This window comes from Methylophilus sp., from assembly GCF_052173275.1.
Taxonomy (GTDB): domain Bacteria; phylum Pseudomonadota; class Gammaproteobacteria; order Burkholderiales; family Methylophilaceae; genus Methylophilus.
The window spans coordinates 2388402-2403137 of sequence record NZ_JBQMUL010000002.1; the positions used below are offsets into that span (position 1 = coordinate 2388402).

General features: G+C 53.0%; 12 protein-coding genes. All 12 read left to right on the forward strand.

Annotated features, from left to right (window positions below):
* The first annotated feature begins 193 nt into the window (after positions 1-193).
* Positions 194-1273, forward strand: a complete 1080-nt coding sequence (locus ACTS9Y_RS12640; RefSeq protein WP_442586283.1) for an ABC transporter substrate-binding protein — start codon at positions 194-196, stop codon at positions 1271-1273.
* Positions 1274-1297: 24 nt separating this feature from the next.
* Positions 1298-2014 (forward strand): class II aldolase/adducin family protein, encoded by a 717-nt coding sequence (locus ACTS9Y_RS12645; protein ID WP_442586284.1) that lies wholly within the window; start codon positions 1298-1300, stop codon positions 2012-2014.
* A gap of 79 nt (positions 2015-2093) precedes the next feature.
* Positions 2094-3449: an LLM class flavin-dependent oxidoreductase gene (locus ACTS9Y_RS12650; protein WP_442586285.1), complete on the forward strand. Its 1356-nt coding sequence runs from the start codon at positions 2094-2096 to the stop codon at positions 3447-3449.
* 40 nt (positions 3450-3489) lie between these two features.
* Entirely contained in the window at positions 3490-4017 is a 528-nt protein-coding gene (locus ACTS9Y_RS12655; RefSeq protein ID WP_442586286.1) for an AAA family ATPase, read from the forward strand.
* Positions 4018-4055: 38 nt separating this feature from the next.
* The gene (locus tag ACTS9Y_RS12660; RefSeq protein ID WP_442586287.1) at positions 4056-5381 is read left to right on the forward strand and encodes an LLM class flavin-dependent oxidoreductase; all 1326 of its coding nucleotides are present in this window, start codon (positions 4056-4058) and stop codon (positions 5379-5381) included.
* Entirely contained in the window at positions 5381-6058 is a 678-nt protein-coding gene (locus tag ACTS9Y_RS12665; protein WP_442586288.1) for an HAD family hydrolase, read from the forward strand. Before ACTS9Y_RS12660 ends, ACTS9Y_RS12665 begins: the two co-directional genes overlap by 1 nt.
* Before the next feature lie 127 nt (positions 6059-6185).
* Positions 6186-6725 (forward strand): cytochrome b, encoded by a 540-nt coding sequence (locus ACTS9Y_RS12670; protein ID WP_442586289.1) that lies wholly within the window; start codon positions 6186-6188, stop codon positions 6723-6725.
* A 1115-nt stretch (positions 6726-7840) separates the two neighbouring features.
* Positions 7841-8902, forward strand: coding sequence for a microcin C ABC transporter permease YejB (locus tag ACTS9Y_RS12675; RefSeq protein WP_442586290.1), 1062 nt, complete (start codon positions 7841-7843; stop codon positions 8900-8902).
* On the forward strand, positions 8903-9964 hold the full coding sequence (locus ACTS9Y_RS12680) for an ABC transporter permease (RefSeq protein ID WP_442586291.1): 1062 nt from the start codon (positions 8903-8905) through the stop codon (positions 9962-9964).
* Positions 9964-11565 carry an ABC transporter ATP-binding protein gene (locus tag ACTS9Y_RS12685; protein WP_442586292.1) on the forward strand — a complete coding sequence of 534 codons (1602 nt, stop codon included), beginning with the start codon at positions 9964-9966 and terminating at the stop codon, positions 11563-11565. Before ACTS9Y_RS12680 ends, ACTS9Y_RS12685 begins: the two co-directional genes overlap by 1 nt.
* A 9-nt stretch (positions 11566-11574) precedes the next feature.
* Entirely contained in the window at positions 11575-13458 is a 1884-nt protein-coding gene (locus tag ACTS9Y_RS12690; protein WP_442586293.1) for an extracellular solute-binding protein, read from the forward strand.
* Positions 13459-13469: 11 nt separating this feature from the next.
* Positions 13470-14729 (forward strand): efflux RND transporter periplasmic adaptor subunit, encoded by a 1260-nt coding sequence (locus tag ACTS9Y_RS12695; protein ID WP_442586294.1) that lies wholly within the window; start codon positions 13470-13472, stop codon positions 14727-14729.
* The last annotated feature ends 7 nt before the right edge of the window (positions 14730-14736 follow it).

Here is a 14736-nt window from a genome sequence, read left to right on the forward strand (position 1 = left end):
GCGGGATGTTGATGCATGCACTTAGGATCTCACTCAAAACAAAGGCTAGTTAGTCAGTAATATCCATTAAATATCAATCACATACCAGCTGCCCTGGCGTGGGCGGAAAGCCCGCAATCAGAGTTGGCATGCCGTTTGCCAATGTATTGTTGTTTATACAGTTCACATTCAGGCAAGATCAAAGGGGTAGGGTATGAGTCAACATTCTTCAGTCTCGAATCAGGCAGTCAATTTGTGGTACACCCGCTGCGGCGCGGCCACGGCTTCCGCACTGGCTATCCGTCAGCAATGGTTGCAGCAGGAGTTCGCGGGCAATGGCACGCAGTTGCATTCATTGCGCGATTCCGAAAGCCTGGAAGTCCGGAATTCGCATTTCCACCACAAGCAGTCCGGCATGTTCAGGGAAGGCGGCAACATCCCGCCTATCTGGGCCAAAGGCCAGGGCCACGATACCGTGGTGGTGGGCATTACCTGGCTGGATGAATACCAGGGCATTATTGTGCGCGAAGACAGCGGCATTCATTCCATTGCTGACCTTAAAGGCAAGCGTGTCGGTATCCCTAACCATGCAGATGCGGTGATTGATTTCCAGCGCGGCGCTGCCCAGCATGGGTTTGCGACTACGTTTGAGTTGCATGGCCTGGTACCTGCCGATGCCAAATGGGTAGATATCGCTGCGCCAAGTTATGATCTGACTGACGGCCCAAGACGCGAGCGCTCTGACTACAAGCATGTGGAACTCGACGCACTGAATGATGGCCGCGTCGATGCGATTTTTGTCCGTTTTGCCCGCGGTGTGCGCCTGGCGAATACTCCGGGCTACCGCCAGCTGATCAATATCAATGAGCACCATGACCCGTTTGTACGCGTCAATAATGGCACGCCCCGCCCGGTCACGGTAGACCGCGCTTTCCTGCAGAAACACCCGGATGTGGTTGACCGCTACCTGGCCGTATTGTTACGGACCGCTGCCTGGGCAGCCACCCATCCGCAAGAAGTGGTGCAGTTGCTGGCACCCGAAAACCAGAGTAGCAGTGAAGCCGAAGTCATTGCATCTCACGGCGCCAATGTACATCTGTCATTTACGCCTGCGCTGAGCAACCAGTATGTCAAAGGGCTGGAGATCCAGAAGAACTTCCTGCGTGACTGGGGCTATGTGAAACAGGATTTTGATATCCAGGACTGGATAGACCCGGCACCGTTGGCCAGGGCAGCACAACTGGTCAAGCAACAACCCGAATTTACCGTTTTTGCGGCAGCGCAAGCTGCATAACCACCTTAAAACAGGAGACTGATCATGAGCGATACTTTTACCGAAGCAGAATTAGTGAAATATGTGGAGCAGGCCAAGGCCGATGCTTTGCATTCCTTCAACTTTTTGAAAGAAACCGGCACCTTGTCTGCCACCTGGACTTATCACATCACGCATAAGATCCCTGGCCAGGACAAACTGCTGAACATCCGTTTCCCATGGCCATGGGAGAGATCACGTGACCCGGTGATCAGCATCGATACTTTCTCTGAAAAGAAAGACCATATCCTGCACGAAGCGCGTGTGGATGCGGATACCGTGATTCATGCGCACACGCCTTACCTGGCGGCATGGTCATTGGCGCAAATCAATTTCCCTATCCTGTACGTGGCTGCACAACGTCATTTGCTGGCACGCGAGATCCCTAATCACCTGGATCGTACCCGCAGTATCCTGTCCATTATTTCCGAGCGTCTGGATAACCATCCTGAACTGGCACCACCGCCAGCCCTGCTGGAATCCAACGGCGGCGCCAATATTTGGGGCAAAGGCATTATCGGCACCTCACAACTGGTGTTGCTGATCGAAGAAGCGGCACGCTTCCAGTCACTGGCTGAACAAGTCGGCGGTGCCAAAGACTACACGCCTGGCGCACTGGAAGTGCAATGGAAGCGCACTGGCCTGGTAGAAAAAGCCAAGCAATACACTGGCCGTTTTATTGCTGATCTGCTGAAGTCTGAAGACAAGCAAAAGGCAGCTTAACGCCATAGGTTGGTGAAGTTTTTACCTTATGTCGGGGCAAGTTTTTCTTGCGCCCGACTTTTTATTGAAAGTGTTGATGATGAGTCAAAGCAAAAAAAGACAATTAGCCCTGAACGTATTTTTGTTACGTTATGGACACCATCCGGCGGGCTGGTTACACCCGACCTGGACTGAAAACGGGCGTCCTGATCTGCAATGGTGGATACGTGCGGCTAAAATTGCCGAGGCGGCTAAGTTTGATACTTTTTTTGTGGCTGATTTTATCGGCCGTTCGGGCGTGATCGATAAACAATCGGTGAAAAATCCGAACAACTTTCATTTTGAACCGTTCACCTTGCTGTCAGCCATTGCTGCACAAACCAAGGATATTGGCCTGGTGGCAACGGTGAATACCAATTTTTCTGACCCATACAATGTTGCACGCCAGTTCACTTCGCTGGACCATCTGAGTGGCGGCCGTGCCGGCTGGAACGTGGTGTCATCGCTTAACCCGGTGACAGCCAAGAACTTTGGTATCGAGGCGCCGATCACCCATGAGGAACGCTACGAGCGTGCCAGTGAATTCATCCAGCTGACCAAAGCGCTGTGGGATAGCTGGGACGACGATGCTTTCGATCACCCTAACCGTCAGAGCGGCCAGTTTTATGACCCGGCTTCCGGCCATCCGGTCGATTTCAAAGGCGAATACTTCAAATCTGAAGGCCTGCTGGATTTCCCAAGACCTATCCAGGGCTACCCGGTATTTGTACAGGCGGGTAACTCTGAAACCGGGCGTGAGTTTGCCGCACGTGAGGCAGAGATGACTTACAGCTCCGCGACGTCACTGGATGTTGCCAAAGCTTATTATGCCGATGTGAAATCGCGCATGGCGAAATATGGCCGTGACGAAGACCAGTTGAAAATCACCCCCGGCCTCAATGTGGTGGTCGCCGAAACGGATCAGGAAGCGCAGGACAAATACGGTGAGTTGCAAGCACTGGTCGATTTCTCCGAGCTGGAATTCGGCGGGCAGGATCTAACCAAATACCCATTGGATGGCCCATTGCCTGACCTGGATTATGACCCGGGCGAAAATGGCCGTGGCCGTTTCCAGCAACAACTCGAACTGGCCAGACGTGAAAACCTGACCATCCGCCAGCTGGTACTTAAATTCCGCGTGGCACGCGGCCATTTACAGGCGATCGGTTCAGCGAAATCAGTGGCCGATACCATAGAGCAATGGTTTGTTGAAAAAGGGGCAGACGGCTTTAATGTAGTGCCGCCTTATTCCATCAAAGGTCTGGAAGACTTTACCCGCCTGGTGGTGCCTGAGTTGCAACGCCGTGGTATCTTCCGCAAAGAGTATGAAGGTAAAACCTACCGCGAGAACCTGGGCTTGAACAGGCCGAAAAACCCGAATACGCCTGTCGCTGGCAAACTCAAGACAGGTTCTTGATTCATATAAATTCAGTTTTTTACGCGATTTCTTCAACCCGATGAAAGTGCATATCACTGGTGCTTCAGGCAGTGGAACGACTACCCTTGGGCAGGCGTTGGCACAGGCACTTTCCTCGCGACATCTGGATGCTGATCACTATTTCTGGCTACCCACCACGCCGCCTTACCAGCAAAAACGTGCGCAGGCCGACCGGCTGGCGTTGTTGCATGCAGATATACAGTCCGTAGCTGACGTCGTGGTGTCTGGTTCTGTGGTGGGTTGGGGGCAGGAGATTGAAGATGCATTCGATCTGGTCGTGTTTCTGTACCTCCCGGCCACGCTTCGCATTGAACGCCTGCGCCAGCGTGAGATCGCCAGCTATGGTGTCGTCAATCCCGAGTTTCTAGCCTGGGCGGCCCAATATGATGAAGGGCCCGCCGAAGGCCGTAGTCTGGGCAAACATCATGCCTGGCTTGCAAAACGCGCCTGCCCGGTATTGCGTCTTGAACAGGATATCTCTGTGCAGGAACGCCTGGCTCAGGTCATCAGCGTCATCAACCTGTTACCATCCAGCCAGTTGGCATAAATACTCATATCAATTAAAACTAGACATCAGGAACAACCATGGCCAGCACTCCCCGGCAACTTATTTTAAATGTCTTTTTCCAACGGTTTGGACACCACCCTGCCGGATGGCGCCACCCTAGCTCTAAGGACGATGGCAGACCAAATCTTGCCTGGTGGCTGCGCGCCGCCAAGCTGGCTGAAGACGCCAAGTTTCATACTTTTTTCCTGGCTGATTTTATCGGTCGCTCTGCAACAGTGGATAAACAAACCGGTCGCAGCGGCCTCAGCTACCAGTTTGAGCCTTTGAGCCTGCTGTCTGCCATCGCCACGCATACGCAACATATCGGCCTGGTCGGCACCGTCAATATCAACTTTTCTGACCCCTACAACATCGCACGTGAATTCACCTCGCTGGACCATTTAAGCGGTGGGCGTGCCGGTTGGAATATCGTGTCGTCGTTTAATGAAGCGACCGCCCACAACTTTGGCATCGCTGCCGCACGCGGGCATGATGAACGTTACGCCAGGGCGGCAGAGTTTCTGGACCTGACCAAAGCGTTGTGGGATAGTTGGGATGATGATGCATTTGATACCCCTGACCAGCACACTGGCGTTTATTTCCAGCCCGAAAGTGCACACCCGGTGAACAAGCAGGGCGTTTATTACAAATCGGAAGGCCTACTGGATTTTCCAAGGCCTATCCAGGGCTATCCGGTGTTTGTGCAGGCGGGCAACTCTGATACCGGCCGGGAATTTGCAGCCCAACATGCAGAAATGACTTATTGCTCCGCCACCTCACTCAAAGTGGCGCAGGAATACTATGCCGATGTCAAAGGGCGTATGGCCAAATATGGCCGCGACCCTGATCAATTGAAGATTTCCCCCGGCCTTTCTGTCGTCGTCGGCAAGTCTGACCAGGAAGCGCAAGACAAATTTGGCGAGCTGCAAGCTGCTGTCGATTTCAGCCATATTGAATTCGGCGGCTATGATCTAAGCCAATATCCGCTTGATGAACCGTTACCTGATTTACCTTACCAGCCTTCTGAAAATGGCAAAGGCCGTTTCCTGCAACAACTGGAACTGGCTCGCCGGGAAAACCTGACCATCCGTCAATTAGTTCTTAAATTCCGCGTGGCACGCGGACATTTGCAAGCCATCGGTTCGGTAAACACAGTGGCTGACCTGATCGAAGAGTGGTTTGTTGAAAAAGGCGCGGACGGTTTTAATGTGGTGCCGCCATTGCTGCCACAAGGCTTTGAAGATTTCACCAGGCTGGTTGTCCCTGAATTGCAACGCAGGGGCATTTTCCGCAAGGAGTACCAGCAGGGGACCTATAGAGATAACCTCGGGTTGAACCGCCCAGCCAATCCGAATAGCCGATAATGACATCAACAGCCAAACACGCAATAGCGTTTGTGATATTCGATTGCGATGGCGTGCTAGTCGATAGCGAGCCGATTTCGAACCGGGTATTCATGGAAGCGCTCAATCAGGCGGGCGTACCTATTACACTCAGCGAATTGTTTGAGCGCTATGTCGGGCTGTCACTTGAGCAAGGCTTGACCCGCATTAACCAGAAGTACGGTGTGTTACTGGGCAATGATTTTTTAGCCAACTACAAAGTGGCACGGGATGCGGCGCTGGCAGCGGAGATCAAGGTGATTGCAGGCGTGGAGGATGTCATCAGACAGTTGACCCTTCCATATTGTGTCGCCTCGAACAGTGAAGCCAGTAAGGTGGAGAAGATGCTCAGCCTAACCGGGCTGCTGTCATATTTTAAAGGACGCATCTTCAGCGCGGCTGACCTGGGTAAACCCAAGCCTGCGCCGGATGTGTATTTGAAGATCGCCGCGCAGTTTGGGGTAAATCCAGCCGATTGCCTGGTGATTGAAGATACGACAACGGGTATCAGCGCAGGCGTGGCGGCTGGTATGAAAGTCATCGGCTACTCAGCCACCACCTCTGCACAGGCATTGGCTGCAGCGGGCGCATTTCAAGTCTTTAAAACAATGTCCGAGATACAAGAATTAATTATTCAGCTTTCAGGAGGCACGGAATAACTAGGTAAGCGAGATTGCATGCAACAGACGCGGCGCTGTTAAACAACTGTATTAAGAAATGCCCGTGCAACGTAGTAATGCTTAGCTATTTAATTCGTGTTTCTTCTATTTAATAAAGGATCAATGCATGTCGAATGCAACCCCACAACGCTATAACAACACCGCCATCCTGCTGCACTGGGCATTGGCGATTTTAATCATCGGGCTGCTGGTCATGGGCTATTTCATGCCCGATCTGCCGAAAACACCGCTGCGTAAGCTGATTTACAACACACACAAATCCTTCGGCCTGATTGTGTTCGCGCTGGTGCTGTTCAGGATCTACTGGCGGCTCAGTTCTGCTGTGCCCGAACATGTGCCCGGCTCGCCATTGCAGGTGAAGCTAGCCCATTATGCGCATATTTTCATTTATGCCCTGATCCTGGTCGTGCCAGGGGTAGGGCTGCTGGCCAGCTCGTTCAATCATGGCTTTAATTTGTTTGTATTCCACTGGGAGCCATTATTTGCGGTGGATAAAGAGTTAGCGCATGCCATCATGGGCTGGCATGGGGTCACCGCCTATGTGCTGGCTGGATTGTTGGCTGTGCATGTGGCGGCTTTTGCCTGGCACCAGTTTGTGCAGAAGGATGGATTGATACGCAGGATATGGTTTGGGGTAGCGCAATAAGGCGTTACAGAAGAAGTGGCAGTGTCTCACTCAAATGCGCAGCTGCTGATTGAGGGATTGCCTTTCGCCCCTAGGCGAGTGCCTTTTCTTTGCGTGCCCAAAGAAAAGGCACCAAAAGAAAGCGCACCCTAGCTTCCGCTTTTTCCCTGCGTTGCTCGTCCTAGGACTTTCGTCCGTTGCTTTGCAGGACTTAAAGTGGGCGTCCAACGAAACTCGCCCTAGCGCCTTGCAAACTACGCAAGCCACCGCGGAACTCAAACAGTCGCTCCCTTCCTTCTTATTTTGACTGCGCTACTCGGCGCGTCAGATAGGGGCCCGGTTAAAACCACCACGATGGAATGTTGGTTAAGAGCACTGCGACCAGGGCGCTAAGGGACTTCTTTAACTTCTAAAGCAATAAAACCCAACAAACCAATTACTTGTTTTGTTGGGTTTTATTGTTTGGTTTTGTTGCTCTGCTTTATTTCAGCGGCTTGGCGGGAATCAATGTGAGAGTTCTCACTTAAGCAACCGCGTAGTGTTTTTCCGGGGCCCCTATCTGACGCGCCGAGTAGCGCAGTCAGCGTGGGAGTCTTCGGCCAGCGCCTGTTTGAGTTCCGCAACAAGCTACGGAGTGTGTGGCTTGTCAGGGCGAGTTTCGTTGGACGCCCACGTTGACGAGCAACGCAGGAAACAAGCGGAAGCTAGGGTGCATTTCTTTTGGTTACGTTTTCTTTGTGCAAGCAAAGAAAAGTAACTCGCCGAGTGGCGAAAGACAATCTCACTTATATCGTAGTCCCTGCGCCAGGTGCGCATGACATCCGATCCCATGCCGCCCGATCACTGGTGAATATTTGCTCAAATGTCCTTCCTGCAACAGCGACCAGCGCTCGCTGTTGTTCTCGCATCAGACCTCCCGCTATTTTTGTTTAAGTAAATCGTGCAGTGATTTTATTAAGTCATTGATATTATTGACTTAAATAATATTTACCTTAAAAAAACCGCGCTTTTACACAGTTGGTACGGAATCTGCAGTATTACGCCAGCAGCAATGCAGGCCAGGTATGCCAAGCCTAGGTGTACCAAGCCGTCATTCGCCAGCAAGACCGATCCATCAACCTGAAAAATAAAACAATATGTGGCATTACTTATTAAAGCGCCTCCTGATTATGATCCCCACCCTGGTCGGGGTGATGACCTTAACCTTTCTGGTGACCCAGTTTGTGCCCGGCGGCCCGGTCGATAGTGCGATTGCGCAACTGGATTCGCAGGATGGCCGTTCAGGCACGGACGGTTCTTCGGGTTCGGGCGGCTGGAGCTATAGCGGCAGGCAAGGTATAGACACGCAGCAGGTAGAACAGCTCACTGAACTGTACGGCTTTGATAAGCCAGTGCTGGAGCGTTACTGGCAGATGATCACGCAATATGCGAAGTTTGACCTGGGTGAAAGCTATTTCCGTAACCAGAGCGTGCTGGAGCTGATTAAAGACAAACTAGGTGTGTCGATCGCGCTGGGTTTCTGGACTTTTACCCTGACTTACCTGATTGCCGTGCCGTTAGGCGTGGCCAAGGCGGTGCGGGCAGGGACGACCTTTGATTTTGTCACCAGCCTGGTGGTATTGGTCGGCTATGCCATCCCCGGTTTTGTATTAGGGGTGTTGCTGATTGTCTTGTTTGGTGGCGGCTCATTCTGGGATGTGTTCCCCTTGCGCGGCCTGACTTCAGATAACTGGGCGGAATTAAGCACGTTTGGCAAGATCACCGATTATTTATGGCATATCACCTTGCCGGTAACAGCCTCGGTGGTCAGCACTTTCGCCTTTAAAACACTGCTGACCAAGAATACTTTTCTTGAAGAGATCCGTCGCCAATATGTGCTGACTGCCCGCGCCAAAGGCTTGTCTGAGCGACAGGTGCTATGGAAGCATGTGTTCAGGAATGCCTTGTTACCGCTGATCACCGGCTTTCCGGCGACTTTTATCACGGCGTTCTTTACCGGTAGCCTGCTGATTGAAACCTTATTCTCCCTCGATGGGCTGGGTCTGCTTTCTTACGAATCAATCAACAGCCGTGATTACCCGGTGGTGCTGGGCACGCTGTACCTGTTTACCTTAATCGGGTTGCTGATCAAGTTGCTGGGCGATTTTGCCTATGTGCTGGTTGACCCTCGAATCAAGTTTGATGCTCAGGAGTCATAAGTGAGTCAAGTTATCCCCCATCTTTCTCCTGCCCGCCGCAACTGGCAACGTTTCAAGCGCAACCGCCTGGGATACTGGAGCCTGATCGTGTTTGTGGTGTTGTATGTCATCAGCCTCGCTGGCGAAGTGATTTCCAATGACAAGCCGCTGGTCGTGCGTTTTGAAAAGCAATGGTATTTCCCTTTGCTGAGCGATTACCCTGAGTCAGTATTTGGCGGTAACCTGCCGATCAAGGCAGATTACCATGACCCGTTCATCAAGGCGCAATTAGCCAAGTCTGGCAACTTCGCGCTGTATCCGCCTAACCCTTATTACTACGACACCCTGAACTACTTCTCCAAGGCCGAGCATTATCCCGGGCGGCCCGATGACGAGAATGTGCTGGGCACCGATATCGCCGGCTATGACATTCTGGCACGCCTGATCTATGGCTTCCGGGTATCGGTGACCTTTGCGTTGGGGCTCACCGTGGTGGGTGTGATACTGGGTATCTTTTTCGGGTCCATACAAGGCTATTTTGCCGGCAAGGTCGATCTGTTCACCCAGCGGCTGATCGATATCTGGGGCTCTATGCCCGAGCTTTACCTGCTGATCATTTTTGCCTCTATTTTTGATCACAGCCTGTTGCTGTTGTTCGGACTGCTGGCGCTGTTTGGCTGGATCACTTTGTCTGATTATGTGCGGGCCGAGTTTTTGCGCAACCGTCAGCTGGAGTACGTGAAATCAGCCAGGGCGCTGGGGCTTTCCAATTTTCAGATCATCTGGCGGCATATCCTGCCTAACAGTTTGACGCCGGTGATCACCTTTTTACCTTTCCGCATGAGTGCCGCCATCATGGCACTGGCCAGCCTGGACTTTCTGGGCTTGGGCGTGACCGCGCCTGCACCCAGCCTGGGACAGTTGCTGTTACAGGGTAAGGAAAATCTCGATGCGTGGTGGATTGCGGTCTCCGCATTCAGCGTGCTGGTATTGACCTTGCTGTTACTGACGTTTACCGGTGAGGCGCTACGCAATGCGCTGGATACCAGGATATCTGATGCCAGACAAGGCGGAGCACTGTAATGACGCAGCCATTATTATCGATTGAAAACTTCTCGGCCAGTTTTGAGAATAAAACCGTGGTTGAGCAGCTCAACCTGACCATACAGAGCGGCGAACGGCTGGCACTGGTGGGCGAATCCGGCTCGGGTAAAACCGTCACCGCTTTATCTATCTTAAAACTGGTAGAAGCCGCCAAGCTGAGCGGAAAGATCATCTTTAAAGGTGAAGACCTGCTGCAAAAATCCGAACAGGAGATCCAGCGTGTGCGCGGTGCCGATATCGCCATGATCTTCCAGGAGCCGATGACAGCGTTGAACCCGCTGTTCACCATCGGTGAGCAAATCATTGAAACGCTGGTGGCACACCAGGCATTGTCGCGCGCTGAAGCCAGGGTGAAAACGCTGGAACTGCTGACACGCACCGGTATCCGTCAGCCAGAAAAAAACATTAATAGTTATCCGCACCAGTTATCAGGCGGCCAGCGCCAGCGCGCCATGATCGCCATGGCCTTGTCATGCAAACCCAAACTGCTGATCGCCGATGAGCCTACCACTGCGCTGGATTTAACTATCCGCGCGCGTATCGTCAAATTGCTGATCGATATCCAGGAAGAAGAAGTGCGCAAAGACGGCGCGCAGGGCATGGCGATCCTGTTGATCACGCATGACCTCAACCTGGTGCGCAAGTTTGCCCACCGCGTAGCGGTGATGGAGCGCGGGAAACTGGTGGAAACCGCCGATACGCAGACGCTGTTCGAGCAACCCAAGCATGCTTATACCATTAAGCTGATCAACAGCATCCCGGTCCGCAATGTGTTGCCGGTGGCTAGCGACGCCAAAACCCTGCTTGAAGCCAAACAGCTGCGGGTGGAGTATCCATTGCCAAGAAAAGGCTGGCGTGGCCTGTTCGAGTCACATGCGTTTACCGCTCTGCACGGCGCCGATGTCGTGCTGCGTGAAGGTGAAACTGTGGGCATCGTTGGTGAGTCGGGTTCAGGCAAATCAACACTGGCGCAAGCAGTGCTCAACCTGATCAAGGTCCAGTCAGGCGCGATCGAAGTGGAGGGCGCACCGGTATACAGCCTGAGCAAACGCCTGCAACGCGAGTTGCGAGCCAGGCTGCAAGTGGTGTTCCAGGATCCGTTCGGCTCGCTTTCGCCACGGCAGACCGTACGCCAGATTGTCGGCGAAGGGCTGGAACTGCACTTCCCGCAATTAAGCGCAGAGCAGCGCTATGAACGCATCGTGCAAATCCTGTCCGAGGTTGGTTTAAGTGCCAATGTACTGGATTCTTACCCGCACGAGTTTTCCGGCGGCCAACGCCAGCGGATCGCCATTGCCCGTGCGTTTGTGTTGTCACCCAAAGTGGTGATTCTGGATGAGCCGACTTCTGCGCTGGATGTGTCTATCCAGAAACAGGTGCTGGAATTACTGGTGTCATTGCAGAAAAAATTCGGCCTCAGCTATTTGCTGATCAGCCATGATCTCACCGTGATCCAGGCACTGGCGCATCGCGTATATGTATTGAAAGATGGCGAGATCATCGAGTCCGGCGATACCGAACAAGTGATCCAGCAACCCAATCACCCTTATACCCAGGCCCTGGTACAAGCTTCTCTTTAGTGAATTCTCATGACTAATCGTTCTCACAATAAATCTGCTAATCCTACTGCTTACCCGTGGTTGCTCCTGATCATTTTATCCTTTGTGTCTGGCATTTTATGGCCAGGGCAAAGCGCGCTGGCGGCCCATGCCGTGGCCCAGTTTGGCGAGCCCAAATACCCGGCGGATTTTACAAATTTTGAATATGTGAACCCGGCAGCACCTAAAGGCGGCCAGATCCGGTTTGCCATCATCAGCCAGAACAGCGGCTTTGATAAATTCAACCCGTTCAGCCTCAAGGGCAAACCGGCGCCTGGCCTGATAGAGCAGATGTTTGAGACGCTGACGGTATACAGCCTGGATGAAATCAATACCCAGTATGGTTTGCTGGCAGATGATATCAAGCTGGCGCCGGACTTCAGTGCCGTGACATTCCATATCAATCCGCTGGCCAGGTTCTCCAATGGTGACCCGGTCACCGCCAAAGAGGTGAAGTATTCATTTGATACGCTGACCAATAAAGAAGGCAATCCGCGCTTTAAAGCGTATTTCTCTGAGATCAAGTCGCTGACGGTGATTGATGCACAAACCGTGCATTTTGAATTCAAGCGCAAAGGCCGTGACCTGTCGTTTGTCGCCGGTAGCTTGCCTATTTTTTCTCCCAAATGGGGCTTAAAAGCCGATGGCACGCGTGTGCCATTTAATAAGATAGGCCTCGAAGTGCCGGTGACTTCCGGCCCTTACCTGATTGATCGCGCGGTGAGCGGCCAGGCCGTGACTTACCGCAGAAACCCGCAATACTGGGGCGCGCAAGTGCCTTCACGCGTGGGTAGTTATAATTTTGAGCGCGTGGTCTACCGTATTTATAAAGATACCGACACCATGGTGGCCGCGTTGCGCGCCGGTGATTTTGATTTCCTCAGTGAAAACAAGATGCGTTACTGGTGCTGCCAGTATATCGGCAAGCGTTTTGACGAAGGCGAACTGATCAAGGAGAAAGTGGCCCACCAGAACCCGGTGGCTATGAATGGCTGGATCGTCAACTTGCGCCGTGAAAAGTTTCAGGACCCGCGTGTACGCCTGGCCCTGAACTACGCCATGGACTTTGAGTTTATGAACCAGAAGATTTTTGATAACGAGTTCAACCGCGTGAACAGCTATTTTGCCTATAGCCCGCTGGCGGCTAAAGGCCTGCCCAGCGCGGAAGAACTCGCTATCCTCGAACCTTACCGCCAGCAATTGCCACCTGAAGTGTTCGGCCCCATGTTTGAGCAGCCGAACACCAAGTCGCCCGGCAGCATCCGCAACAGCCTGACTAAGGCGCTGGAGCTATTCGCGCAAGCAGGCTGGCATAACCGCGATGGTGTTTTGCGTAATGCCAAGGGCGAGCCGTTTGTCATTGAGGTGACCACCGCCCGTGGCCAGAACCCGTATATGGATCCTATCTACCTGAATATGAGCAAGCTCGGCATTGTGGTGGTCAAGCGTGTCTCCGATGCGGCCACGGCACGCAGCCAGTTGAAAAACTTTGATTACGACTATACGACCATTGCCCTGCGCGAAGGCCGCATGCCGGGCGCCGAGTTGTGGCGCAGTTTTAACAGCAAAGCGGCAGAGGTGCCTGGCTCGGAGAATTTCATAGGCGTGAAATCACCGGTGATCGATGCGCTGATCCAGAAACTGCTCAACGCAGATAGCCAGGCCGAGCTGGAAGTGGCCGCGCATGCGCTGGATCGCGTGCTTGCGCACAGCCACTATGTGATCCCCTGGCGTTACCTGACCCAGCATTACCTGATCTATCACCATCGCTTACAACGCCCGCAGGTGCTGCCTAAATATTACGGCGCGCAAGAATGGGCACTGACGTATTGGTGGGATAGCCAACCTGATCATAAAAACTCTAAATCTAAATAAGTGTGATGCACATGCGATTGCAGAAAAAAATATTCATCGTACTGGCAGGGGTCCTGTTATTTGCCGGTATCGGTAAAGGCTGGAGCGAGCTACGCAATAACGATCCGGAAAAGGGCGCTGCGGCGCCAGCAGAGGCAGCAGCGGATAAAAGTGCTGCGGATAAGAGTCCAGGCGATAAAGCCCCTGGCAAAAAAGGCGGCAAGCCTTTATTCGTCTCAGTAGAGCAGGTCAAGCCAGGCACCATCCACGTTTATCACCAGGCGCTGGGCACAGTGACCTCATTTGCCACCGTGGCCGTGAAAAGCCGGGTCAACGGCCAGCTGACTGCGATCAATTTCAGGGAAGGGCAATTAGTCCGGGCCGGAGATGTGCTGGCCAGGATAGACGCCAGGCCGTTTGAGGCGCAGCTATCACAAATACAGGGTCAGCATATCAAAGACAAAGCCTTGCTGGCTAACGCGGTGGCTGACCTGGACCGTTACCAGACCTTGTTAAAACAGGATTCTATCGCCGGCCAGCAGGTCGATGCGCAGGCGTCACTGGTGCAGCAATTTAAAGGCACGGTGCTGTCTGATAGCGGTGCGGTAGAAAACGCGCAACTGCAGGTCGCATATACCAGAATCATCGCGCCTGTCAGTGGCAGGATAGGTCTCAGGCAGATCGATGCGGGCAACAATATCACGACCGCTGACACGGTAGCCGTGATTAACCAGATATCGCCGATCGCGGTAACATTCACCCTGCCGGAGAACATGGCGCAGGAGATCAGTCGTTTACTGGACCAGCGCTCGGTCAATGGCTTGCCGGTGCAGGCGCTGGATAAAGGCAATACCCGTTTGCTGGCCGAAGGCAAATTGCTGACGCTAGATAACCAGATCGACCCGGCCACCGGCACCATCAAACTGAAAGCGCAATTTGCCAATGCCGACAGCGCCTTGTTCCCTAACCAGTTTGTGAATATCAAGATATTGCTGAATACCTTGCAACAGGTGAATGTGCTGCCGCAAGTGGCTATCCAGCATGGCAGCCAGGGGCATTTTGTCTACCTGGTAGATGCACAGGACAAACTGCATGTGCAGCCTGTGACTACCGGCCCTGCCGATGGCGATAGCGTGGCCGTGCTGAAAGGTGTCAATGCCGGCGACCGCGTAGTCGTCAGTGGGCTGGATAAGTTGCGCGACGGTGCCAAGGTGATCGTCGCCGGCGCTGGTAAGGGCAAAGGCAAGCAAGAGCACTTCAAAAGCGGTGAATCCAGAGTACGTCATTCGTAAACCGGGA